Below are 26056 nucleotides of genomic sequence, written 5' to 3'. Positions count from 1 at the left end.
AGCAATGATGTATTTTTTAATTAAAGGTGACGAGAATGAAGTGTTTTTACAACATATTCTGATCAATAAACAAGTTATCTAGTACATTGCTCACTTGCTTATCGTCATCAGAAAACTTAATACCAACGCTTACCTTCCCTTGGTCATTTCGGCTATTACAAACACAAGCAGGTATTTTAATTTCACCAAAACTTGGTTGGTGAATACAAACAAAAACATCACGTTTCTTCACCGTTATTTTGGTGTTGTCGGCTCTAAAAGTAAAACCGCATCCTTTTGTCGATATATCGACAATTATACCATTAAGACGAATTGGCTCTTGATCCTCAGATTCAGAATCTAATATTATGCTAGCTGGTAAATGAGTCATTATTCGTTGTTGCAGACGCAACTGTCGACTTTCAATTTTTTTAGGATAATTTATTACAATAAAATTTTCTGGGTATTTGGTTATATGTTTTATTGTTGAACGAAATGCGAAACATTCACCATGTTCGCCCTCTAAAATATACCGAGCAACAAGCACGTTACCTTCAACTAAAACATCTTGATAATTACTTGCTCTTGATGAAGTAGGATACTTTAAAATAATATATTTACCCAATTCATAGCCAATTAAAGGCAGTTTAATACGGATTTTAACCGGATGATTAATTTCGATATCGACCACTTTACCTGGTTGCAAGTTAAAGTTATCAAAACTATATGATAGTGAAGGTTCTTGTGCAGTTGATACGGTCATTACGTCCCTGAGACTATATTGATGAAACCTCTATCAATATAAACAAGCCATCAATTTTAAACAACGACTAATTTTCTGTTTATAACTTGCCAATACAGAAACTTATATCCATGCTATAAAATAGCAGTCCAATACATTGAGTTTCGCATTTAAACATACATCTTCAGCCTAAATCACATGTACAGATGTATAAATTGGGGGAATGCGGGAGGTCATAATTACCTGCATGTGACCTTAAATTGACCTGTGCCTTTCTCGAATTACTTTTGATAAATAAAAGAAATTGTTGCTAGAATAAATGCTAATTTCATTTTTCTATTCGACTAAAAGGTACAAACGTGATTCGATATTCTTTCATTATTATTAGCATCTTAATGTCAATTCAATTACTCGCAGCCAATACTAAAGGCCAATATATTCAACCGAATAACTTATCGCCAAAAGTACGTATTGAAACCTCAATGGGTAACGTGATTATTGAGCTAGACCGACATCGAGCTAAAATTACTGTTGATAACTTTTTAGGCTATGTAACTCGTGGCCAGTACGATAAAACTCTGATCCATCGTGTTGAGGAAGGCTACCTGATTCAAGGGGGTGGCTTTATGACGAACTACACTGACGTTGAACCTGATAAACCAATCTTTAATGAATCAGGTAATGGCTTGAAAAATAGAGAAGGCACCATCGCGATGGCAAAGCAGCTAAACGATGCGCACTCTGCAACGAACCAGTTTTTTATTAACCTAAACGACAACAGCAACTTAGATCCTGGTAGCTCATGGGGCTATGCGGTGTTTGGTGAAGTAATTGAAGGTTACGATATACTAGAAACCATTGCCCAAGTAGAGGTAGGTTTTAGTAATGAGCTTGGTTACACCACAGTACCGAAAAAAATGATCACCATTTACCGAGTGGTTATTCTTGATGAAGAAGAATAACGTGTAAGTTAGCAAGTTTAACGGCAATATAAGTATGAATTACTCGCCGCTTTCATAATCTATCGCTTAATAAAAAATCTTCATAATTTTAGCTCGTGCCCTGTATTGCTTGTAAATTTACGACAAAACTTGGTTTTCTTCTTTTAGCTGCACCTACATGGTTCTTATTGGCGATTAAGACCTCCCTAAAACCTCATATATAGAGCTATTCCACTCCATTTCTAAAACAAGCTCACCTTTCAGTATTTATCAATATAAAACAAAATATTAGCGTTAAAAATCGTATATAAACGACAATTATTGTTAAATATGCGACACATTAATATAACCATTTGGTCAGGTATTATGAGTTTTCTGTCTCGGATTCGTGCGAAAAAATGTCGTAATATTACTATTTAACAATTTCTCTATGCTTTCTAATGAGTTGCCAGTGTTTTATGGCAAACATGAAATATAGAACATTGCTTTAAACACGAACTAAGTAAGCCAACTAATTTGGTAAAACAAGGTTTCAAAGATTTAAGCAAATAAAAATAACAGCAATTAAGGAGAAATAGCATGTTAAAAAAATTAGCAACAAAAGCTATCTTAGGTTTATCTGTATCTGCAGCACTGACCGCATCAGCGATGGCAAAAGATGTAGTTGTAGACGTTTACTATACTGCAGCAGCTAAAGCGCGTAGTTTCGATATCCACGCCGAGATCGCAAATATTATTGCAGATTCTAACGCAAACTATAAAAAGAATGGCCTAGACATAAATTTAGTTCTAGCTTGGGAAGGTGAAAACCAAGTTAGCACTAACTATGTAGCGTCATGGAGTAACATTCAAAGTTTTTACAAAAACAGCCAAATTCGTAACTGGCGTAACTCGTACAAGTCTGACTTTGTCGTTGTTATAGGTACTGCTGAGCGTACAGCCCGTGGTTACACTTGTGGTATCGCTGGTTCAATCTATGGTATGGACGACGTATTCCCTGATCATGATGCATATGACAGTTACGCTTATAATATCACTGCTAACGACTGTGGCGATACTACACTAACATTCATGCATGAGTTAGGTCATAACATGGGTCTTGGTCATTCTGTACGCCAAGGTGCTGAAGGCGGCGTTTACAGTTGGGCCGTAGGATACGGTGTTGATAATCAGTTCGCTACGATTATGGCATACCCTCAGGAGTTCAATACTACAAATCAATTATCGTACTTCTCAAATCCTGGCCTAGCATTACGTGGTGAACCAATTGGTGTTAACAACGTTGCTGACTCTCAACGAGCGCTTGAGTTAGTTACCGATACAATTGCGGCATTTCGTTAGAATTATGATTTAACTCCCTAGAATCAAGCAAAGTTAGCAAGTCATGCAAAGCTAACTTTGCTTTATCGAGTACTTTTCAAAAACTTTAAATTTGAAATAGTTTGATAAGCACCATTGATAATAACATTACAAACAAATAAAACAGGATCATGAAATAGGAGCTTTTATGAAAAAAATTCTAATAATCGCTACAGTATTGGCCGGCACATTACTTTTCGCATTTTGGTTCAACTTCACAAGCAATAAAGCTAATGAAGCAGAAATAATCGTTAATAAACCAATAAAAAGCTCACAAGAACAATCTCAAAACATAGAACGTTTAGTTGCTCATCAACATCTTCATGTGCAACCTAAACGTAAAGAATTATCAGCCGCAACAGGTGACGACGTAAAAACCACTGAATCAATTGATGAACAATTACAAGAAACAGCTTTTAGCCGTTCTGAAACCGCTGAGCAAGTTTTACAAGCCTCTGGAAAATTGCGAGAAAATCTACAGGGTGAGGTGTATTTAGAGGTCGATAATGAGCATATTTATTCTCTTGAAGCAGGTGATACTTTAGCACTCGACGTACCTTTTTTTGATATGTACCAAAACGTCGAAATTGAAAGCACTAAAATTGATAGTCGAGGGAATAAAACCCTTAATGCTAAATTTTGGATGAATGATGATTTATACAACACTACAATCACTATAAACGATCACGCTATTTACGGACACATCGAAACGCCGCATGGTACCTATTCAGTCGCGGGAGACGGACAATATGCTTGGATGGCCGAATCTCAAGATTTAGTGCGCGGTGCAGTACCTGATCAAATTGGCGGTAATGCTCATGATGGCAGCGCTGATCCACAACCAATTACGGAGCCAAAACCGATAGAAATAACGGGGAAGTAAATAACCCACTGTTAATTCAGGTTTAGCAAACGATAACGCTGCAAGGCTGCAGCGTTTGTTAGTTATAACATACAGAAAAGCGACGCTTACTGCTTATGAATGGCTTTTTCAATTAAGGCAAATAAGTGGTTAAACTCTTCCTTGATGGTTGCACTGCCCCACTCTTTTACATGCAACGGGTGGTGATAGCGAGTGGTGGCAAAAAATAATGTTTGTGCCATTTGCGCACAATCATCAACTACAAATACTTCGCTTTGTTTACCTTCTACTAAAATATGTTCTATTTGCTCAATTAAAACTTCTAAATGTTCATATACAACCTGCTCAGGCAGCCCTTGAGCAAGAATCGAGTATGAAGCAAACATTTCCGGATCATCAATCGCTTTTTTCACTTTGATATCCATCAGTGTTTCAAACCACTTCCGCAACCTTACTGCCGGAACTAGCTCACTATTTGCAATATCAGCTAAGGGGGCAGTAACTCGCTCTAACCACCTTTTAGTAATTGCGGCATGTAAATCTGACTTAGATTTAAAATGACGATAGACAGTACCATGGCTAACATTCAAATCTCGCGCTATATCAACAACGGTGGTTTTTTTGGGTCCATAGCGACGTAAAACATCTTCAGCTGAGTTCAGTATTTGTTCAGTGGTTAGCATTTATTTTTAGCCATTTTTTCAATTTTAAACATCTCGGAGTATACAGGCGTAACAATATCATTATGTTGCCTAAAACTTTAAGAGAAACTTAAGCAATACCCAAAAATAGCTCACTTTACTCTCCTTTGGTTTAGTTTTTTCTAACCTGACGAAAGGTAAACTTGCTTGACACAATGACAAATGACAAATATCATATTTTGTCATTTGTCATTAAATTTAATCCAGTAAATAATTTAAAGCTGCTGGAAAATAAGTAATTAGAGAATAAAAGATGAAAAAAGTTATCGTTTTCGCTGCTGTTTTTCTTTTGGTTATTGCCTGCTCAGGCACAGTTGAAAATAACAAGAAAAATTCCGTCAATTTTAAAGACGGTGTATTTGTGAATACTCATCCCGTTAAATTTCATACTTTCTGGGAAATGGCGTGGGCAGCACTCACCAATGACACAGAACAAGCTACCTGGCCAACATGGCTGGAAACCGACTCAGATAACACTCCAATAAAAGCCGTAAATAATGATGCTGTGCGTGTTACATATGTGAACCACGCGACATTTCTAATACAAACAGCTGGCTATAATATTTTAACCGACCCTGTTTTCTCCGAGAGAACTAGCCCGGTATCTTTTTTAGGACCAAAACGTATCCATAACCCTGGCATAACTATGGAAAACTTACCTAAAATTGATCTCATTATTATTAGTCATGATCACTACGATCATTTAGATCTCTCTTCGATTGACGCACTTGTTAAGCGTGATAATCCAAAAATTTATCTCGGGCTTGGTGTCGGTAAACGTATCGAAAACCAGCAAAACGTAACAGAGTTAGATTGGTGGCAAAAGGCTGATGTGCAAGAAAATCTAACACTATGGTTTTTAGATGTTCAGCATTTTTCAGGTCGCACTTTAACCGATAGAAATACCACATTATGGGGTGGTTTTTTAATCCAAGTTAACGGTAAAAATATTTATTTTGGTGGCGACAGCGGTTATGCAGACCACTATGAAAGAACGTTCGAAAAGTTTGGCGCAATGGACATTGCCTTTTTACCCATAGGTGCATACGCACCACGAGAATTCTTTAAACCTATTCATCTAAATCCTAGTGAAGCAGTACAAGCACATATAGATCTCAAATCTAAACTTTCAATCGGCATGCACTATGGCACGTTTCAACTAAGTGCCGAGCCCTACACTGAGCCAACGCAATTATTAGAACAAGCAAAGCAGGCGGCTAATATTCACGCATCCGAATTCATCACACTTGATATCGGGCAACCGATCAACTTACTCGCTCAATAGTCAGCCTAGCTACCTGGAATTAGATATGAATTTTAAAAATACAACTCGAGATTACGGCACTATTGCCAAGTGGTTACATTGGTTAACCGCCGCTCTTTTTTTAGCTGCGTATATATCTGTTTACTATCGTCATTGGTTCACTCAAGAACAAACATCTGAAAACTGGACAGCTTTGCAAATTCACCTTTCCGTTGGCGTTAGTCTTGGTGTGCTTGTTGTTCTAAGAATTTTGTGGCGAGTGTTAAACGTAAATCCAGACTTGGAGCCAGGCTCCAAATTTCAGCACAAAATTGCACATGCTGGTCATATCGCTTTGTATTTAATTATGATTTTGATGCCAATTACTGGCTATATCGGGACTTCGGTAAATACCGAATTCTATTTTATGTTCGATATTACAAAATTCGATGATACCTGGCTTTACAAGTTCCTTATCGAAGATGGACTTGGAATTACATTTAAAACCTTTGAAAAGCCAATTGATTTTATTCACAAAAATGTCCTTGGTGCTTGGTTAGCATGGCTATTAATTCTGGGGCATGCTCTTGCCGCCCTTTATCACCACAAGGTAGTCAAAGACAGAACCTTACTAAAAATGACCAGCAGTAAATAACACACTCACATTCGGTGAATAACAAATAATCAATTAACGTATTGTATTGGAGCATTTTAATGTCTTTTGATTTAACCCCAATCAAACCAGGAAAAAGCGGTTTTTCTAGAATTTTCGCTTGTATTTTTAAACAACGTTCGAAGCTTAAAAAGTGCCCAACCAACATTAACCTTACAGGGAAAAATATTCTTATTACTGGTGGAACGGCAGGTATTGGAGAGTTTATTTCGCGCGGGTTGCATGCTGCAGGCGCAAATGTCACTTCGCTATCTCGAGGTATATCAAATTGCAATAAGTCTGTTAAAGATGTTGAATCATTAAATTGCGATCTATCTAATCCTGAATCAATATCAAGTGTGATTGATTACCTTAGCAGTAAAAAATTCGATATTTTAATATGTAATTCAGGCATTATGTCGAAAACATTCCAGTTAACACCTTCTGGGTTAGAGCGAACATACGCTGTGAATGTCGTTGGTCATCACCTACTTTATCGTTTACTCATTGATAAGAGAATGTTAAATAATAATGCGCGGATAATTATTACTACAGGCGAAGCGTATCAAAGCCATAGTAACACTGCAGCTAATATCAACACTTACAATGGCATGAAAGCCTATGGAAGCAGTAAGTTAGCAAACCTTTGGCAAGTATTGGAACTTAGTAAGCATTACCCAATGTTTAAAGCTATTGCTATCCACCCTGGCGTTATTGCTAGTGGCTTTGCCAACGCTAAAAAATCAGGTTTTTATCACTGGTTAAGAACTAAACTGCTTATTTCTGAGGAAGAAGGCGCTCAAGCTGCGTTGATTGCCGCGACTCAAAACATTCCAAATGGTGCATATTGGCACAATACGCTTGGTATCGTTGATTTACCTGAAGACGACATTGCTAAAAACCCAGTAAAAGCCAATGAGCAATGGCAAAAATTAGAAACAATTTGCCAGCCTTGGTTAACAAGTTCAGAAATAAACTAATCGCTTTTATATTTTTAACATAGGATTTTTACATGGACACAGTAACCCAGGCCGCATTAGGTGCCTGTATCGCCCAAGCAGGTTTTAGTGAACGACTTGGCAGAAAAGCTCTAGTAGTAGGGACTGTTTGTGGCTTACTACCTGATTTTGACGTTTTACTCAGTGTAGGAAGTGATCATTTTACTTATTTACAAACCCACCGAGGCTGGAGTCATTCACTGTTAGTTTTGCCCATTATTGCATTGTTTATTGCCTGGCTAGCGATGAAATGGGCAACACGACCCAAAGCTCAACTTGCAACGCCAGTCCCTAGTCATATCAATAATTTTGGCGTGTGGTATTTACTGTGTTTTTTAACTTTGATCACTCATCCATTACTAGATTTATTTACTACATACGGTACGCAAATTTTCACACCGTTAAGTAATGCCCGCTATACCTTAGATGGTGTTTCTATTATTGATCCTATTTACACTGTGCCATTACTAATAGCGATAATCATCGGGCTTATTCGTAAAAAGCCAATTAAAGATCGTAAATGGGCCGTTACTGCCTTAGTTTTTTCTAGCGCTTATTTAGGCTTTGGGCTTACTAATTCTCTTGAGGCAAAGAAGCAAGCTAATATGCAACTCACTCAACATAACTTTCAGGCGGTAGACTTACGATCCTCCCCTACCATGTTCAATACGCTTTTATGGCGAATTGTTGCAAAAGACAAAGATGGCCATTTTGCTGTTGGCTTTTTCAGTACAGTTACTAAAAAGCCGGTTGAGTTTACTTTCTATAAAAACAGTGAAAATGAATTGATAAACCAAGCATTAAATAGCGAGCAAGGTAAAATTCTTCGTTGGTTTTCAACTGACTTGCTAAGAGCAGAACTATCAGAAACAGAAAATGGCCATAAACAAGTGATATTAACCGACATGAGATTTGGCTTGGTGACAAACCCTGTTTCATCATTCTTCATTGGCGTATTTGAATTTGATAACAATAAAAAGCTTTTAGAGATAAGTTCTACAAAAGCGAACCAAGACCCAGTTGAACCAGATAAAGAACTCAAATCTATTTGGTCAATGATTTGGCCGGACTCGTAACATTATAGATTCAGCACCTAAAAAGTCTTTCTATGTTTTATAGTGGCTATACGCTGACATGTGCGTATAGCCATCTTTTTAACATGCGTTAACTGGAGCATAAATATAGCAACAAATAATGACGTGACGCCAAGTAACAATTTGTCTATTAGGGCCTATTCACTATACAATAGCGTCGTTGTCCCCCATTAAAAAAACAGCTTTGAAACACGACTTTAAACTGAGCAAACGCATACAGAAAATTGAAAGCATGGTAACCTCGCATTACGACCATATTTGGGACTGTTGTTGCGATCACGGCTTGCTAGGTATGTCATTACTATCACAGCAAGAAAATAGCAAAGTGCATTTTGTCGATATTGTGCCAGAGCTTATGGCGACACTGAAAAATAAGCTTGAGCGTTTCTACAAAAACTTTACTTGGCAAAGCCACTGTATTGACGTTGAAAAATTACCACTAGCGCAGTATCAAGGAAAACACTTAGTCATTATTGCGGGTGTTGGCGGTGATTTAATGATTAAGTTTATAGAAGCTATTTATCAGCAACACAAACGCCTCAACATTGATTTTTTACTTTGTCCGGTACGCCACCAATATGCCCTACGTCAGAAGTTAATTAAATTGGATTTCAGCTTAAAAAATGAAGTACTGATTGAAGATAATCGACGTTTTTATGAAATATTACATGTTTCATCTACGAGTAATATAACAGCCAACATAAGCCCTATAGGCGATAAGATTTGGTGTGCTACTAATGATTATCAAGCTGTAGTAGTTGACAAGTATTTAACAAAAACTTTAAGCCATTATCAACGCATTCAGCAAGGCAAGAACAACAACGTACAAAACATTATTGATGCTTATCGCGCTATAAAACCCTAAAACAAACGCTACATCAATAATTTTATCGCTGTAATCTGCTACAATACTTTCTATATTTATCGTAATAATAATCTTCAATCATATGGCTAAAAAATCACTTACTATTCGTAAAAAAACGATATTCGACGGTGTTTTCGCTAAATACTTCTTAAAGTTTTTATTTACTTGGTGGTTCAAACTTAGCGGCTGGAAGCTTTGTAAAAATGTTCCTGACGGTGCAGGTGTTACTATCGCAGCTCCTCATACTTCAAATTGGGATTTCTTTTACGCACTTGGCGCCGCTATACAGCAAGACGTAAAAATATACTTTTCCATTAAAGACAGTATTTGTCGAGTACCTTTACTAGGTACATGGTTAATGTATCTTGGCGCAATTCCCATTGACCGTTCAGAGCAAGGCACAGGTCAAGTACAACAAATAAAAGATTTCATTAATAGTCAGAAACTACAACGCGTGTTTTTCTTATTCACGCCCGAAGGTACGCGTGGCACAGTGCCAAAATGGAAAACTGGTTTTTACCATGTTGCCCAAGGCTGTGGTTTACCTATATTTTTAGCAAAAGTTGATTACCTTAGTAAAGAATCAGGTGTTTTTCATAGTTTTACCTTAACAGGTAATAAAGATGACGATATTAAGGCCATGCAAGCCTCTTACGAAAGTATTCAAGGTAAATATCCTTTGGATCAATACCCACCATATACTGGCCGCATGCCAAATTTATCTGAAGCTGAAGCCAAAATAATTACGGCCTTATATTCAATTAAAGGTGTCGCCACTGAGATGGAAATTACCGCTAAAGCTAAACTCGGAGAACTATCGACAAATATGCTAGATTTTTTGATTGCCAAAGGCATGTTAGAAAAAGTTCCTTCATCTCAAGTTAATGCTGAGCCTAGTTACCAACTTACTTTTGCAGGGAAAGGCTGCTGCTTGCATCTATCAACCAGCGTTTAGCCGCAAACTTTTATTGCGATTAAACTACACCATTATTTGCATTAATTTTCCATTTAAAGCATTACCTAAAGGGGCTTCTCGCAAGCCTCTCTTCTTACATCCTTGTCTCGCCATTTGTATTGAAAATCCATAATATGGTATAAACTTAACCTTATACGGCAAAGAATTAAGATACTAAATTATGAAAAAAATTAGTTTGCTTGTGCTGAGCCTATTTATGGCTTCATTTACACATGCTCAAAGTAACCTAATAGTTGCCTGCATTGATGACCACCCTCCTTATCAATACTTAGGAGAAACGCCTCACGGCACTCACATTACAGCACTTGAAGTACTTGCTAATGTATTAGATAAAAAACTAACCTTTATTCAATCACCTAATTTTGCCAGATGTGTTGCTATGTTAAAAAGCGGCGATGTTGACGTTGTTGCAGGGCTAAACAAAACCGAGCAAAGAGCTAAATTTGCATTTTACGCACCATTTAAAGCGGCTGATGCACTAAGAGTTATTTCAAAAGAAAGCATTATTATTAACACTTATGACGACTTCAAAGGAAAAATTATTGGCGTTGCTCGTGGTTCATTGTATTTTCCTCGATTTGATAGTGACGACACATTAGATAAAATTTCAGTGCAAAATAACCGTATTGGCTTTTCCATGTTACTTAAAAACCGCATTGACTTAATCATGTTAAGCCCAGAAATATTAGAAACTTTTTCTGAGGAAATTAAGAGCGCAAAATTAAAAGTATCACCTATGGAGCTTGAAGAAGTCAGAAATAATGTCACGCTTTTTGGTTTTAGCAAACACCACAAACTAAATTTAAATGACAAAGAACTTATTGATAAAGTAACTACCGCATACAAAAATGGGGCTTTTAAATAAGTGCTTTAAATTGCTAATTTCATAAAAAAACCAAATACCGTTTAGTCTTTATTTTCGAGCGATAAATTACGATAGGCTGATGGACTATGACCCACCATTTTTTTAAAAGCCGTGTTAAATGTCGACTTAGAATTAAAGCCCACATCAAAAGCAATGTTAGTGACTAACTTGTCGCTTTCTTGTAACGCTTTCTTGGCCTCTTCAACTCTGAAACTATTAACAAACTGGAAAAATTTGGTATGTAAAAATTGAGAGAGTGTTTCTGAAATATGGTTTTCAGTTTCAGATATCGATTCTGAAAGCTTATTCAGTGATAAGTTATCCTGCAAATATAACTTATCATCAACCATAGCTCGCTCTAGTTTTGAGGCTATTAATTGCATTTTTTCAGTACTTAGTAATGCGGCTCGTTTTTGGCTAGTTCGCGGTAAGCCTTTTTCAGATTCATTAAGTACTTTTTGGCCTAATGCTCGCTGAATAAAAACAGCGAGGACAATAGCTTCAAATACTGGCAGCACAGCGCCAGAGCCAAACCAGAACCAACCCAATGCGCCTAACGAAAATTCGATGGCATACATTAACCAAGCAACTCCCCAAAAAATTAACACTGTGCTAAACCAGCCTAATGAACGTTGCTCAATTTCTGAAAAGCGCTCCATTAGTTGTTGGCGATGGGTATTGTGAAGCTTTAAGGCCATCACTAAAAATAAGGCAGTAAATAAAATGAAGACAAAAGTTGTGAACAAGCACGTAAATATCGCTATTTTCCAAAGTTCAGGGTCTCTAGTTGTTGGATTAGCTAAAGCTAACTTTTCTGCTGGTGTTATCATAAAAATAAAAGGCAACATTGCCAATACAACGATAACGGGCCCTGATAAAGCCAATGCCCAAACCTTTTTATCTACAGCATGATCTGGCGACATAGTTGCGTGCGCGTAAAAATAGAGTGCAGGCCCAAGTAAAACCCTAAAAGGCAGTTGTGCTCCAGCCAGCGCCGGCGCATAAACATACGCACCAGAATATATAAAAAGTTCACCAGCTAAATGCATCAACAATAACAACAGTAAACCTTTTAAAAAAACGTTTTGCCTTTCATTCGGCCTTTTAAAAACATCTAATAAAGCCAGTATTGTCATTCCCATCATGCAGGAATAAATAATTGTCGGAAAAAGGTTAACCATTAAACTACCAGATAAAAAGATTTGTTGTGCCTCCCAGTAATTGTAAATTTAAATTGCGACTGAATCCACACGTCTTCAAATAAGTCCTATGCGGTCAATTCAGAAATTCAGCTAGTTGGCTTTGTTTTGCTGACAACTAACCGCTAAAGAATAAATAAAGAGACAACGAAGCAATCACAACAAAGGCGTTGCTTCATTTCACTCTCTTTAAGTTTGAGTAGTATTTACAAGGTGATCGGTGCTTCTGACATAACAGATAGTAAAAATGGCGTAAAGCCGACCATGCCGATCATCATAAGTATTGTTATTGCAATCATCACAGTACTCGTTGCTAACTTAATATTGCTACTACCCTTTTCTTTTGCGTAAAAGTATATTTGTAATACAAGAAGCGGTAATACATAGCAACCAAATGTCCAAATAGCGAAAAACGGATCACCAAATGCTGGTTTCAGTCCTAATAAATTACCAGTGACTAAATAACTAAATACGCCAAGTCGTAAAGTCCATTGTGCATTTGACACCATAAACAACCGCAACGCCCATTTTCTATGGCTAGCAACGTTCTTTTTTATCGCCAAGCGCACGGTAAAATACGCAAAAGCTAGTATCAAAAAACCATTAATTGTAGTGCCAATACCAGAAAATTTTATCGGTTCAGGGTCTCTTATCCACACTAGGTAGAAACCAGAAATAGCCAAGCAAAGCACGGTTATTAAATAAACATAACCATTAACTTTATGAAATTTTGGATATGAATTACGTACTTTAGGCATCAATTGCAAGGCACCGCCAAATGCAACAATTCCAGCGCCAATGGCATGTGCTGCAAAAGCAAGGTTCCCTGAAAAGTCACCTATTAGGTAAGGTTTGCTCCCCATGGGCTCCCAACGATTCCAAATTTCAATGTTGTCATTAATCACTGAAAAGCCATAAAAGCCTATGATGTAATAAAAGAAAAACCACTGCCCAACTAAGGTTGTAAGAAACCAAAACATAGTAGTGTATTTCAAAGATTTATTAGCAACATGCGCAGATACTAATTTGTATGAGTCCGCTTTTTTCTCGCCATTGATTGTTAGTTGTGAGCTTAAGGCGTCACTAGGTGTATTTTCCATTATTAGGTCCTTTCCTGTACGACAATGTGCCTAGTATGGGAAAATGACTAACCTAATGCGCCCAAATGGGCCTATTCGAACGTATTTTTTCAATTATTCTTCAAATAATCGCTTTTTAACATGTGAAATTTACATATCTATTATTCAGAGGTAATTTTCTGTTTAGAACTTAGCTCAACTGCAAAGATACTTCAGAATTGGCATCAGCCATAACAAACATTTTGCTACGGCAATACCTTTTGATTGGTGTTTATGTTTTTATAAACTTTGTCAAAGATAAGAGGACTTAGAGATGTTTACCTCTCGTAAAGTACCACAAAAAAGCCGCTGTTAAGCGGCTTTAAATTATAATTTATTAAGGTTTATAATAAATTGGTGACTCGGGTCCTACAGGTAAACCAAAGACAAACACCCAAACATAAAAGAGTGTTACCCAACCAATAAAGAATACAATACTGTATGGCAACATGGTCGCAACAAGTGTCCCTATACCCATATCTTTTTTATATTTTGCTGCAACCGCTAAAATTAAGCCGAAGTAACTCATCATTGGGGTAATTAAGTTAGTAACTGAATCACCAATTCGGTACGCTGCTTGAATGGTTTCTGGTGCATAACCAATTAACATTAGCATAGGTACAAATATAGGTGCTGTTGCCGCCCATTGCGCCGAAGACGAACCTAAACTTAAATTGATTAAAGCACATAGCAAAATGAAGCCAATAAACACTTCCGGCCCAGTAAGACTCATTGCTTGCAGCAACGCAGCGCCTTTAATCGCTATAATAGTGCCAAAATTAGTCCATTTAAAGAACGCGACAAACTGAGCAGCAAAAAATACCAATACGATATACAACCCCATTGAGCTGATGCTTTTTGACATCGCATCAATCACATCACGATCGTTTTTCATCGTACCAACAACTTTCCCGTAAACAAAGCCAGGTATCGCAAATGTTATAAAGATAAAGGCAACAATACCTTTAAGAAATGGTGAACCTGCAACTAAACCCGTGTCAGGATTTCGTAAAATACCATTTTCAGGCACGATACTAAGGGCAAGTAAAATACACATCAGTAAGAAAGTAAAACCAGCCCAACGCAAACCTTTCTTTTCCAAAGGTGTTATGTGTTCAACAGTACTTGCTGACAAATCGATACTTGCTTCGCTCGGGTCATACTTTCCAAGACGTGGTTCAACAATTTTCTCGGTAATGATGGTACCTAACGTAGCAATAAGGAAGGTTGAAATCACCATGAAATACCAGTTTGCTTCAGGGCCAACAACGTAATCAGGGTCTATCATTTGTGCGGCTGGCGTTGTGATCCCGGCAAGTAATGGGTCAATTGTACCGAGTAATAAGTTGGCACTATAACCACCAGAAACACCAGCAAAAGCAGCGGCTAATCCGGCTAGCGGATGACGACCAAGGCTATGAAATATCATCGCAGCCAGCGGTATTAATACTACATAACCTAGCTCTGATGCCGTGTTTGACAATATTGCTGCTAATACGATTGCAAAAGTTACAAAGCGCTTAGAAGCGCCCATCACCATGTTACGCATTGTTGCAGACAATAAGCCAGAATGCTCAGCAACGCTGACACCTAATATCGCCACTAAAACCGTACCTAGCGGCGCAAAACCAGTAAAGTTAGTTACTAAACTCGTCACAATGCGATGTAAACCATCGACAGACATAAGGCTTACGACATGAATAACACCGTCAGGTGCTCGTCCTCTCGCGCCTTCTGGACGCGGGTCAACAACACTTAGGTCAAAAAAGTCAGCTATGCCACTACCAACAATAATGGCAATACAAAACATAGCGAATAAGGTAATTGGGTGTGGTAATAGGTTTCCTAAGTATTCCACGGTGGCCAAAAAGCGATTAAACCAACCTTTTTGTTGTTTAGTTTTAGGCTCGTTATCGGTAACCACTGAATTCATAAATATTTAGTCCATATTAAAAATACAATAGAGCGCAAGATATCATAGACAGTTCAGTTGCTCCAGTTGAATACAGACGAAATGCCAGAGTAAAGCGTTGGTTGACTGTACCTTAGAAAATTTTAATGAACACAAATAGATAAGCAACAATAGTAAAATTGAATCAATAATTTTTCTTAGAGCGACAGTTACTGGATTAGCAACCTAAATGAAACTGTAAGTGCAACTATTCTATTCAATCAATGCCTTGATGCTCACGATTAATCGCTCTGGTGATTCTGCATATTCACGTGGCTTGAGGGTATATATATGTTAGAATTTAGCAATATTATTATTTTAAATGACTAGGCGTATTTCATGTCTGAACCTTCAACTTTCGACATTTGTGTTGAACCAATAGAACTTTATAAACTACTGAAAATATCCAATATGGTTGGAGGTGGCGGCGAAGCTAAAACCATGATCAGTGACGGTAATGTTTCAGTAAATAATAAAGTTACCGTTCAAAAGCGTAAAAAGATTCGCCGTGGTGATATTATCGAGTTTAACGGTAAAACGATTAAGGTCGCTTACAACCCAAGTAAAAAATCAGCTGAGTTTATTAATACCGTTGTTTCAGCGAGTAAAAATGCCAAAAAGAAAAAAAGAGCCAAAAGCAAAGCTCTAGCTGCTTCATCGGAAACGGTTACTGAACCATCAAAAGAACGTTCTAAGAGAAAACCTACTGCACTTTAATTATTGGTTAAAAATATACAGTAATTAAAAGTGCCATAAAACAGCCACTTAAGAAAAATGATGTTTAGTCATAAATTAACCTATGTGGCTGTTGAAGAAGTTGCCATCGTGGTAATTAACTAAAATATCCCTAAAGCACTGAAGTAAAACTCGTTAATTAGCGAGTTTATACTAAGGCCTGTTGACCTTACGAGGTTGAATTTTGTTCAAAATAAAAGACATTTGTTCAAGGCGAGAGCAGTATGGTCATTCCATGTTAATAGCGAACAACGCATTAGAAACACCTTTTAATTGAACCTTCAGGCAACACGTCCCTGTACTTACTTTCTTTTTTTTCTTGCTCTATTTGTCTTTTTAACCGGTTTCTTTTTCTTTACTCGCTTAGGCGCTTTTGAAAACTCTTTATGAAAAGGCTGTTCTGTTACAATAGGAATCGCTTGCCCTATGCTATTTTCAATATTCGTAAGTTGCCTTACATCATTTTCTACCGCAAACGAAATAGCCACGCCACTTTTGCCAGCACGAGCCGTTCGTCCTATTCGGTGTATGTAGTTTCTTGGGTCTTCAGGCAGGTTATAGTTAATAACCAACGTAATGTTATCAACATCAATACCACGAGCAGCAACATCTGTAGCAACTAACACTCTTAAATTAGCATCTTTAAAGTTTTGTAAGGCTTCTTCCCTCATGGCTTGGGTTTTTCCACTATGAAGACTCGCAGCAGTTATTGACGCTTCTTCTAGTGCTTTCACAATAATGTCAGCGCCATACTTTGTTTTGCAAAAAATAAGCACTTTTTCAAAATCAGCATTTTGCAAAATATCAAATAGCAAAGGAACTTTATTCGATTTTTCAAGGTGGTATACACTTTGATTAACCAAATCGATGGTCACGGTTTGTGCCGCTATTTCAATTTTTGTTGGGTCGGTTAATATTGCCTGCGCAAGTATCTCTATTTCAGCAGGCATAGTGGCTGAAAATAATAGCGTTTGTCGGCGCTTTGGCAGCTTTGATATGATGTTTTGAACATCATTAAAGAAGCCCATATCAAGCATTGTGTCTGCTTCGTCTAACACAAAAACTTCTAACGCCTCAAAATCTATATCACCCGTTTCAATTAAATCTAATAACCGTCCTGGCGTGGCAACTAAAATATCAAGCCCTAGTGCAATAGCGTCAACTTGGCCTTGTCTGCCAACACCGCCATAAACAACCTTAGTTTTAAGCCCTAAGCCATCAGCATAGTCATCAATGTTTTGTACAATTTGTGAGGCCAGCTCTCTTGTTGGCGTAAGAATAAGCGAACGCGTACTCTTAGCTTTAATATCAATTTTATTTCGTCCAAAATTATTGATAATAGGCAATGAAAATGCCGCCGTTTTACCTGTACCCGTTTGCGCTATACCCAGCAAATCATTGCCATTAATAAGCGCTGGAATACATTCTTTTTGGATCGGTGTCGGTTGTTGATAGCCTTTAAGGCTAAGACGGTCAATAATTGACGCTAAAAGTGAGAAGGCTTTAAATTCAGACATGCTGCTTTGTTATTCTTTAATCAATAGCTCTGTATTCTAGCAGATTGCTCTAACGTATTTAAGGCGCATTAAAAATGACTATTCCTTCAACAAGCGCTTCGAACTGTTTTTTCGCTTGGCATCGGGTTCAACGGCATAAATGTATGAGATAGAGCAAGGTATTAATTTGAACATTAACGTTAACCTGAAACTCATTTGATAATGCGTAATCACGTCAGTGTCAGCTATTACACTTATTAATCGTCCAATGTAGGCCAAACAAAAGGCGCAGGCTTGCGAGAAGGTTTTTCAGCTACAGTTGTTTTCTGAGAAAGAATCCCTCGGATCACATTCCCCGTTGCTTTATGCTTACTACAAAATGTTTTTAGGTATAAAATTTCAACTCTACTGCGTGCCCAAGGGGTTGTACGAAGGAATTTCAAACTTGATTTAAGGCGCGGTTTATTGAGGAAACAACGAATATTAAGCAACTCACCCATCTTCTCCCAACCAACTTCCTTCTCAAGTTCAGTTAGAATTTGTTCAAGTTTAATACCGTGTAGCGGATCGTTATCTTTATTCATTGGCGACTTAGAATCAAAAAACGGCATTGTACCAAGTTTCCTAAGTATTAACAGACTTATGCTTTTAACATGGCACTCATTTCAAATTACGCTTCACCACTAAAGAATGATCATAGAATACAAGGCTTGGAGTATAAATTGGCTTCTTGGCATCTTGGCATCACGGCAATAACAATATAAAAAAGTGAGCTGAAAGCTCACTTTTATTTTAACAATACTCAACAAATCAAACTTACATCTAACGTCTAAATGCTGTTAAAACATAATCATAAAACGCTGCTGGTTGCGCCAAATCTAAAATAACACTAACGGTACGAGAATTCTCTTGAGATGGATATAATGTTCCTTCATAGAATCCTTGCGTAACTATGCTTAATTCCATGCTTTGAGCCGCAGAAAACAAGTCTGGCCGAGCTAAGTAACTCACCGTTAATACATCCCACATTTCATAGAAAGACTGTCCATCAACTAAAGAATAACTTTGATGTGCTAAGGTTGATAATGGGTAGTCGTTAGCTTGTGCCGCTAAAGCATTTTTAAATTCAGTGGTAATTTTCGCTTGATTCGTTACATTTAGTGGAAATACCGTAATGGGAATATTGGTATTTTTAAACACCCAGTCAACAGCACTACTGTCCCAAAAAGCATTCCACTCAGCCCAAGGGTTAGCAATTACTGGCGAAATTGTGCTTGGGTCTAAATTACCTTTTACTGGTGCTATAGCGCCCCCCATCCAAATAAGCTCGTCAATAGCATTTTCTCTTTCTAGCCTTTCGCTCAAAGCACTTTTCAAAATAGTCAAAGGACAACAAATAACTAGGGTAATTTTTTCCCCACTTAATAGTGCGTTATCTAACGCATTTGCTAGAAAAACATTACCATCTGGATATCCAGCAACACCTTCCTCAGTAGTTTTATTGGTGTTAGGATTGAACGCTATCGGCTTTTCAACGCTACTTGGATACCAAGGCCAATTAGGATTATTTGGAATTGACGCCAAACATGATATTTCGCCTTGGCGAATACAGTCTTCTCGATACGCCCACGGAAAACTATTCCAACCGCGGTCTGAACTAAGTAACAAGGGAGTATTAGGCTGCCCAATATATTGCTGTATTTTGTAAGCTGCATTCATAGCAGGGCCATATACACAATCACCATTGGTTATTATTACTCCGAGTAAATTAACATCTGCCATTGTGCTGATAAGCACGCTCGCCATGTATTCATCTATTGCCGCATCATGATTAAAAATTACATTTTTCATTGTTTATTCTCCAGCTTCAGTTGATGCTTTAAAACCCGTACGTTGTTTAGTCAATAGCGGTAACTGCCATAAAAAATCAACTGGGTACAACAATTGGTATGCCCCTTCTGGGCCTCGACTATGCGCTTGATAAAACCATAGAGGATCTGGGGTTCCCACAAACCCTAGTGCCGGTTTAGCGCTTTTAAACGGATTCGGAAATTGATTAGGCGCTAAGCCTGGTTTAGGCGGAATGGCTAACTTAACCCCTTCAGCTACAGAAGAGCGCGCATGACATGTCATGCACGAGGAAGTGTTAATTTGACCTGCTTCTTGCACTGAGTTTCCAACAATAATAGCTCTGCCTGTTGAGTCAGTGAAAGATGTTTGCGTTCCTTTTAATCGATAGTTTTGCCAAACCTTTGCTAAACCTTGTTGTTGAAACAACTTCATAACTTCAGGTGTTAACTTCCCACTTGGGTAACCTTGGTTAAGCAGTTTATTAGGCGCTTGATATGCAGGCATTGCTCCAAATGAATCAAATGAGCCAGTAATGTCACTACGACCAACATTATCAACATGCTCAAACGTTGCCCAATACCACATTGGAAGATCTTTAGTCATAATCCCCCAAGCGACCATGCCAACTAATTGTTTACCATTCATTTGCCAGTAATAACGTGACTTATCTTTTTCCTCAATGGCAACCCAAGTTGTTTTAATAACTTTCGACAGTATGGGAAATTTAATCTCTTTGAGCATAGCCGACTTTAACAGCCCTTCTTGGTACCAAATTTCTTTATCAACAATAAAATCAAATGCGGTTTTGTTAACGCGAACTTCCTGAATTGCATCTGCAACGAATGGCGCCGGGCTACCATGAAAAACATCATTGGGTAGGCGGTTATTTTGTAAAAGTATATTATGAATGTGCTGGTTAAAGTTTTTCCTTATTTGCGTTGTGGTATTCCATTTAGGTGCCTTGGTTGGGTCGGCATAAATATCTTCTTGTTCAATCCATGTTTCCCAAACCGTTGCACGAGCATTTACCTTTGCCTCTGTGTTTAATTGCGTAAAAAGCATCCAAGCGTATTCATCAGATGAGTTAATTGCTTTGGCTGGCTCACTCAGTGCTTTTACTTGCCCTACATTGGCACAGGTTAATAATAAAACTAATATAACTTTGTTAATTAAATTCATTGCCTTACCTTAATATGGTGTTTTAGGGCTTCGCTTCCATAAATTAAAAGCGTCCAACGAGTTTTCAGTACTCGATTGGTACACTTTCATCATTACTCTTTGTGAATAAGGCTTGGCCATTTCTTCATAGATTTCTTCATCGGAAAAAGCGACACCTTGAACTGCTGAGTCGTAGCGAGTTGCAGCGAAAATCAATTGTGGCATTCGAGCCCACGAAATGGCGGCGTAACACATAGGGCAAGGCTCCGCGCTGCTATAGATAATACAATGAGATGTTTGCCCTGGCTGGGGCAACTTACTGTCTTTTTTATTGATTTTACTTAAGTCGAAAACCCCGAGTTGTTGGCATGCTGCACGAATGGTGGTTACTTCAGCATGTGCCGTAGGGTCGTTCCATTTAGTAACATGATTGTGGTTTTTCCAATACCGTATAACTTCATTACTTTCATCGTCAATTTGTAAAATTACAGCACCAAATGGGCCACCACCACCTGCTAATCCTTCTTTTGCAGCTTCACAGGCTAAGCTCATCCACTCATCAGATTCAACTTCAACATTGTTATATTCACTGTTTAATTTGATGTTAAATGTTTGGCTTGGTAAACATTGGCATTGCTCTTTGTTGTCCAAAGTACATTGAGGGTCGTAGCCATTCCAAGGTTGAATATAAGTTGCAGCATCTTCGATGTTAATCGGCGCAGGTACTCCTTGATAAGGTCGCCCCACTTCAACTGCTTGCATATCGGTATATTTGCTATCATAGCTATAGCAAAACTTTGCATCATTATCTGAATTAGACATAAGCCACCTCTTTACTGGTAACTTCAGCCATTGCTGTTAAATATTGTGCAAAAACCGCACTCTGATTAGCGGCAATAGCAATTTTTACGGGAGAGCCATTAATTGCATCAACCTCAATTTTCCCCGAGGTATCATTTGCTTCATTGAGGGTTTGTACGATAGATATACCAAATATTTCTGTTGAAACCAGCGTTTCATCAACCAATACTGATGCCGCCAACGGATCCCAAAATTCTAAATAGGCATCTATACCACCAACAATAGTGGGGCTATCAAGTATTTGAGTAACAAATGTCGCGGCTGAAGTATCAATTTCTTTTAATTGATTCGCAAATGCTTGAGTAATTGGCACGTTGTTACAAGCATTTAGCGCCACCAGCGTTATATCTAAACCACTACTTAAAACGCGTTGCGCTGCTTGAACGTCGACGAAAATATTCCACTCAGCAACAGCATTGGTGTAATACGGTGTTTTACCTAATGTGTCTTGAATATTACCCTGTGCACCGGGGCTAATGTATTCCGGCAGTAGGTTGCCACCCATCATAACGACTTTCCCGATATTACTTAACGAATTAGTGTTTAATTGCGATAGTGCTTTTGCAAAATTAGTACCGCCGCCTATCAACAAAAAAGCGATTGGATTTACTGCTGAACTTATCGTTTCCGCCATCCACTGAGAAGCTTCGGTTTCCGTATAAGGATTAGGATTTACTGCCGGAAATGTTACGCCATAGTGCGCATTTGCTGCGCTTCTAACATCATACGGAAAAACATTACTGTAAATCATTGGCGAAGTTGCGCCGGCAAATACAGGAATTTTTTGTGTTTCGGCGTCAAACAGGGTTAGCATATTACGGACGTTATCAACGCCCTTACTTAGGTGAGCTGCTCCGCATCCGGTAACCGTAATGCCAAGAACATTGATTTCTTTATGCTGCAACAAATAAATCATTGCCATGTAGTCATCAAAATCTACATCGGTATCAATTATAACGTCCATATTTATTCTCCATCTTGTTTTCTAAGTTTCATCAAAATAGTTGTTCATACTGGCAACTAAATCATGAACATCCTTAAAAAGCGCAAAGAACGATATACATTCAATTTATGGTTAGAATCTATTCAGTTAGCAATAAATGGGAAATTTGAAAGACAAGGGAGTGACATCCTATGTGGTTCAATGATACATCCATATATCAAGCTTCACGTTTTTAAACCTTTAGTGCCAAAAATACGATTACAATTTCCTTGTAACTAAGTCGTACAATGTGACATATATCACTATAGTTAAGGCTTATTAAAAAGCTAATTTAAATTATGTCTTGTCTGCATCTGTAGTCGGTGAAAATTAATATTTCAGCACTGAGGCGGTGGTTTAGAGTTCGTTGTTCTTGAGTACCTAAATGTATCAACAGAGAAACACGGAAGATTAGCAATCGTCAAAGTCTGCTTGCGGTTTGATTCCCTGCTTGGCGTCGCGGTGGCGACAACACCCAGAGGGGCGTTACACGCCAAAAGCCCCTCTGGACTCCCCATGGCGCCCTGCTCAGCTAAAACTAAAATAATAATTTTTGCAGTTATCGATACCTGACGAATGCTCGTCCCTGAGCGACGCCAGTTCCAGCCATCCATGGCTGTCGTCGATACACTGCTAATAAAAATTAATATTTCAGCGCTGAGACGGGAATTTAGTGATCGTTACTCTTGAGTGCAAAAATATACCAATAGAGAAACACGGAAGAGTAGCAATCACTAAAGTCTGCTTGAACAAACGCTGAAGTTGATAGAAGTGTTCACGTATGTTCATCAGGGATGATGAACAAAGCGATGTAGGGCATGGATGCCCGTTCAGCGCTATTACGTCGAATACACTTTTATTAATTGAAGAAAAGGTTTGTTAGCAGCGCCGAGAGTTTCCAAAGAGGGCTCGGCGTATAGCCCTCTTTGGGTGCTGTCGCCACTGCGACAAATTATTTAATCTAAGAACAATAATTATGCACCAATTATTTCATCCAATTTATCTAGTATTTGAATTTTTTCTTTATTTAATGCTCGATCCGTAATATCTATTGCGGGCTGAAAAATACTCATATCCATCTCAAAATGATTAAACTCGTTGAGTAAAGTCTTCCTTGACATGAAAAACACCCTATTATTCCTTTTTTCTGGTGTATCATTTTTAAAGCTAAAACTATTCATTATAATATCTGATAACATGTCATGCTTTTTAGTGTTTATTTGAAACTTATTAACTAACTTATTTTCTACGCTCAGCCTTAAATACAAATAACTCATTGTATGCCTTAATGACTTAGCTAGTAGTGGATATTTATTCGTACTCAAGGGCGAAAAATTATCGTAGTCCATATCAATAATATCTGAAGCCGAAATACAGTAGCAGCCCTTTACAACTTTATTTGAAAACAACGATTCATAAATATCAGATATATTTTCTTTGATATCTTGATATCCATGCATCAGATTAGTTAACTTTTGTTTATTTTCTTTATCACCAATAATTTGACAATAACCTCTCATAAACGGAATAATCGATATTAAAAACTCTTTTTCATTGATTATTTGATCTTTTATGTCATCTCGAAGAAGCTCAATAAACTCATGGATATATAAAAGGATTTTTACCTCATCCGGATTAACGGGTATAAATCCATTGTTTTCTGTAACTACATTATTAAAATAATATAAATTAAAGGAATTCTTTTTTTGATGCGATAGCAACTTTATAAGATCTGTATTATGAGTGAGGATAAGAGTTTTCTTTTTTGCTAAAAAACTCAATATTGCGTAAGAAAGTTTATTCTTATAAATTGAATCGAAGCTTGAAATAGGATCATCTAAAACTATTAGATCTTTATCTATACTCTTTGCCTTAAGTAATTCAAATGATAGTGAAAGAAAATTTTGTTCGCCATTACTTAAAGATAGTCCAGTCCTTTCTTCATTTAAAAAGTTACGCCCCCCTAATAGCAACTTTATATTATTATCTTTATCTCGTTCTAATGTGATCTCTCTTTCTAAAGTTTCATTTAAAAACTTTTCTATGAAGAGAATATCTTCCCCATCAAAAGAGGGCTTTGTTTTAATTAATTTATTATACTCTTCAGAGTCATTTTTAAGGTTATACTTTTTTGAAAGCTCAACCAATTCACTTTTTAATATTGTCCAATACGTAACTTGATAAAATTTAAATTCGGCAACTAGTTTATCTATAAATGTTTTATCTGATTTACTTATAGCTTCCAACACCCTGCTTCTTATTTTAAAAGGATCATTATTTGGTAGCCCTGAAATAATTTTTTCGGCTATTTTTTTCTCTTCATCGTTAAGTTGATTTTTTGTATCTTTAAACTGTTTATTTTTCTCTTCAAGCTTTTTACGAGTATTGATAGGATGATCACATACAAGACAATCATCAATATAATCATATTTCTCTAATAATTTTACAGCTTCATTTTGCTCTTCTAACTTTACTATTTTTTTATCTTTTTCATTTAAAGAAAAGTCATACTCTATTATCGTTCTAATTGTAGATGTAGAAGTTTTATAATCATCAATAAAATAATCTAATTTCTCTTGAACATACTCAACCTCTTTTATTTGTTTATCTTTATATACACTCTCAATAAATTTAGCTCTGTCAAGCTTAGACCCTTTAGATTTATTATTTGCAATATCAGAAATGTACTCGAAGTAGTTATTATCTAAAATTAAATGATCAAATTCTGTATTTTTTTTTGCTATCCCAAATTTACTTTTTAATAACTTATTCAAATCTCTCTCGAAGAGAGTTTTAAAACTTAAATTGATCCTTTCTTTAAGTTCATATTCTCTTTTTATATTGTCACCTAGAATAAAGTCTTGAGTTTCCCCTTGAATCAGGTTTCTATCGTTTTGATCTGATATAACGTGTGCAAAAGCGTTATCTTTTTCAGTAAAAGTATTCTCGTCAATTTTTATTGTATATTCTGCAGTAGGCTCTTGATTGAAAACTTTAGATAAACTTGTTTTTCCTGTCCCATTAGGACCATATAAAACGCACACATTCTTCGAGTCGAAGTCTAACTCACTATTATTTTCTAAAGTTAAATACTCCTCAGTAAATATCGAACCTTTCTTTAATTTAGAAACAATCACCTTCATAAAAATAACTCCATGTAAATAAAACCTAGTTAATGTTGAGATCTATACTCTATTGTCGATAAAGACTTAATCGACTTATTTTATTAAACCAACACTAATCTACACATAAATAAAAAGCGAGCCTTAGCTCACTTTTTATTATTCTATATCAACTAGTTATTAGTCTTTATAAGTATCCACATTCGAACATGAATAAATCAGAATACGGTCCCCGTATTCATCATCAATACGATACACTGTTGGTCAGAATAAACTTTTATCCTCTTTACTCTGACCTCAAATAAC

General features: G+C 37.1%; 23 protein-coding genes. 11 read left to right on the top strand and 12 right to left on the bottom strand.

Translation table 11 applies throughout. The features are described 5' to 3' along the window. Positions 1-46: 46 nt before the first annotated feature. Entirely contained in the window at positions 47-742 is a 696-nt protein-coding gene (locus AC27E9_RS11360; protein WP_487130251.1) for a flagellar brake domain-containing protein, read from the bottom strand. A gap of 374 nt (positions 743-1116) precedes the next feature. Here AC27E9_RS11360 and AC27E9_RS11355 point away from each other — a divergent pair, with 374 nt between their 5' ends. The 3 genes from AC27E9_RS11355 to AC27E9_RS11345 all read left to right on the top strand — a co-directional run bounded on the left by AC27E9_RS11355 (position 1117) and on the right by AC27E9_RS11345 (position 3904). Beyond that, complete coding sequence (locus tag AC27E9_RS11355) at positions 1117-1683, top strand: peptidylprolyl isomerase (RefSeq protein WP_487130250.1); 567 nt, start codon at positions 1117-1119, stop codon at positions 1681-1683. Between the two features lie 558 nt (positions 1684-2241). Continuing rightward, complete coding sequence (locus AC27E9_RS11350) at positions 2242-3003, top strand: zinc-dependent metalloprotease family protein (protein WP_487130248.1); 762 nt, start codon at positions 2242-2244, stop codon at positions 3001-3003. A 166-nt stretch (positions 3004-3169) separates the two neighbouring features. Then, on the top strand, positions 3170-3904 hold the full coding sequence (locus tag AC27E9_RS11345; RefSeq protein ID WP_487130247.1) for a hypothetical protein: 735 nt from the start codon (positions 3170-3172) through the stop codon (positions 3902-3904). A gap of 86 nt (positions 3905-3990) precedes the next feature. On the opposite strand, the gene AC27E9_RS11340 is transcribed toward AC27E9_RS11345, so the two are convergent. Beyond that, the gene (locus tag AC27E9_RS11340) at positions 3991-4566 is read right to left on the bottom strand and encodes a TetR/AcrR family transcriptional regulator (protein ID WP_487130245.1); all 576 of its coding nucleotides are present in this window, start codon (positions 4564-4566) and stop codon (positions 3991-3993) included. A 271-nt stretch (positions 4567-4837) separates the two neighbouring features. On the opposite strand from AC27E9_RS11340, the gene AC27E9_RS11335 reads away from it, so the two are divergent. From AC27E9_RS11335 to AC27E9_RS11305, 7 genes are all read left to right on the top strand, one after another. Continuing rightward, positions 4838-5869 (top strand): MBL fold metallo-hydrolase, encoded by a 1032-nt coding sequence (locus AC27E9_RS11335; protein ID WP_487130243.1) that lies wholly within the window; start codon positions 4838-4840, stop codon positions 5867-5869. Positions 5870-5894: 25 nt separating this feature from the next. Further along, on the top strand, positions 5895-6482 hold the full coding sequence (locus AC27E9_RS11330) for a cytochrome b (protein WP_487130241.1): 588 nt from the start codon (positions 5895-5897) through the stop codon (positions 6480-6482). Between the two features lie 59 nt (positions 6483-6541). Further along, positions 6542-7459 carry an SDR family NAD(P)-dependent oxidoreductase gene (locus AC27E9_RS11325; RefSeq protein WP_487130239.1) on the top strand — a complete coding sequence of 306 codons (918 nt, stop codon included), beginning with the start codon at positions 6542-6544 and terminating at the stop codon, positions 7457-7459. Between the two features lie 32 nt (positions 7460-7491). After that, a complete protein-coding gene (locus AC27E9_RS11320; RefSeq protein ID WP_487130237.1) occupies positions 7492-8553 on the top strand; it encodes a metal-dependent hydrolase in 1062 nt (353 codons plus the stop codon). 178 nt (positions 8554-8731) lie between these two features. Next, positions 8732-9436 carry a tRNA (adenine(22)-N(1))-methyltransferase gene (locus tag AC27E9_RS11315; protein WP_487130235.1) on the top strand — a complete coding sequence of 235 codons (705 nt, stop codon included), beginning with the start codon at positions 8732-8734 and terminating at the stop codon, positions 9434-9436. A gap of 82 nt (positions 9437-9518) precedes the next feature. Then, on the top strand, positions 9519-10391 hold the full coding sequence (locus AC27E9_RS11310) for a 1-acyl-sn-glycerol-3-phosphate acyltransferase (RefSeq protein ID WP_487130234.1): 873 nt from the start codon (positions 9519-9521) through the stop codon (positions 10389-10391). A gap of 181 nt (positions 10392-10572) precedes the next feature. After that, positions 10573-11277, top strand: a complete 705-nt coding sequence (locus tag AC27E9_RS11305) for a substrate-binding periplasmic protein (protein WP_487130232.1) — start codon at positions 10573-10575, stop codon at positions 11275-11277. Between the two features lie 41 nt (positions 11278-11318). Here AC27E9_RS11305 and AC27E9_RS11300 read toward each other — a convergent pair whose 3' ends face one another. The 3 genes from AC27E9_RS11300 to AC27E9_RS11290 all read right to left on the bottom strand — a co-directional run bounded on the left by AC27E9_RS11300 (position 11319) and on the right by AC27E9_RS11290 (position 15527). Further along, on the bottom strand, positions 11319-12458 hold the full coding sequence (locus AC27E9_RS11300) for a helix-turn-helix domain-containing protein (RefSeq protein WP_487130231.1): 1140 nt from the start codon (positions 12456-12458) through the stop codon (positions 11319-11321). A gap of 224 nt (positions 12459-12682) precedes the next feature. Further along, a complete protein-coding gene (locus AC27E9_RS11295) occupies positions 12683-13576 on the bottom strand; it encodes a DUF2306 domain-containing protein (RefSeq protein ID WP_487130229.1) in 894 nt (297 codons plus the stop codon). Positions 13577-13931: 355 nt separating this feature from the next. Further along, positions 13932-15527 carry an AbgT family transporter gene (locus AC27E9_RS11290; RefSeq protein ID WP_487130227.1) on the bottom strand — a complete coding sequence of 532 codons (1596 nt, stop codon included), beginning with the start codon at positions 15525-15527 and terminating at the stop codon, positions 13932-13934. A 357-nt stretch (positions 15528-15884) separates the two neighbouring features. Here AC27E9_RS11290 and AC27E9_RS11285 point away from each other — a divergent pair, with 357 nt between their 5' ends. Continuing rightward, the gene (locus tag AC27E9_RS11285) at positions 15885-16262 is read left to right on the top strand and encodes an RNA-binding S4 domain-containing protein (RefSeq protein WP_487130225.1); all 378 of its coding nucleotides are present in this window, start codon (positions 15885-15887) and stop codon (positions 16260-16262) included. Positions 16263-16582: 320 nt separating this feature from the next. Here the strand turns inward: AC27E9_RS11285 and AC27E9_RS11280 are convergent, their stop codons facing one another. The 7 genes from AC27E9_RS11280 to AC27E9_RS11250 form a co-directional block, all read right to left on the bottom strand. Continuing rightward, positions 16583-17797, bottom strand: coding sequence for a DEAD/DEAH box helicase (locus AC27E9_RS11280; protein WP_487130223.1), 1215 nt, complete (start codon positions 17795-17797; stop codon positions 16583-16585). 236 nt (positions 17798-18033) lie between these two features. Beyond that, entirely contained in the window at positions 18034-18360 is a 327-nt protein-coding gene (locus tag AC27E9_RS11275) for a VF530 family protein (RefSeq protein ID WP_487130737.1), read from the bottom strand. A gap of 238 nt (positions 18361-18598) precedes the next feature. Next, a complete protein-coding gene (locus tag AC27E9_RS11270; RefSeq protein ID WP_487130222.1) occupies positions 18599-19627 on the bottom strand; it encodes a nucleoside hydrolase in 1029 nt (342 codons plus the stop codon). A gap of 3 nt (positions 19628-19630) precedes the next feature. Next, entirely contained in the window at positions 19631-20806 is a 1176-nt protein-coding gene (locus tag AC27E9_RS11265) for a hypothetical protein (protein WP_487130221.1), read from the bottom strand. Between the two features lie 9 nt (positions 20807-20815). Beyond that, complete coding sequence (locus AC27E9_RS11260) at positions 20816-21607, bottom strand: nucleoside deaminase (protein ID WP_487130220.1); 792 nt, start codon at positions 21605-21607, stop codon at positions 20816-20818. After that, positions 21600-22610, bottom strand: coding sequence for a nucleoside hydrolase (locus tag AC27E9_RS11255; RefSeq protein WP_487130218.1), 1011 nt, complete (start codon positions 22608-22610; stop codon positions 21600-21602). The genes AC27E9_RS11260 and AC27E9_RS11255 overlap by 8 nt, the downstream gene beginning before the upstream one ends. 992 nt (positions 22611-23602) lie before the next feature. Then, positions 23603-25771, bottom strand: coding sequence for a hypothetical protein (locus tag AC27E9_RS11250; RefSeq protein WP_487130216.1), 2169 nt, complete (start codon positions 25769-25771; stop codon positions 23603-23605). Between the last annotated feature and the right edge of the window lie 285 nt (positions 25772-26056).

Source organism: Colwellia meonggei (assembly GCF_057537295.1).
The sequence above is the reverse complement of the archived record's forward strand: the minus strand, read 5'-3'. Positions and strand labels throughout refer to the sequence as shown.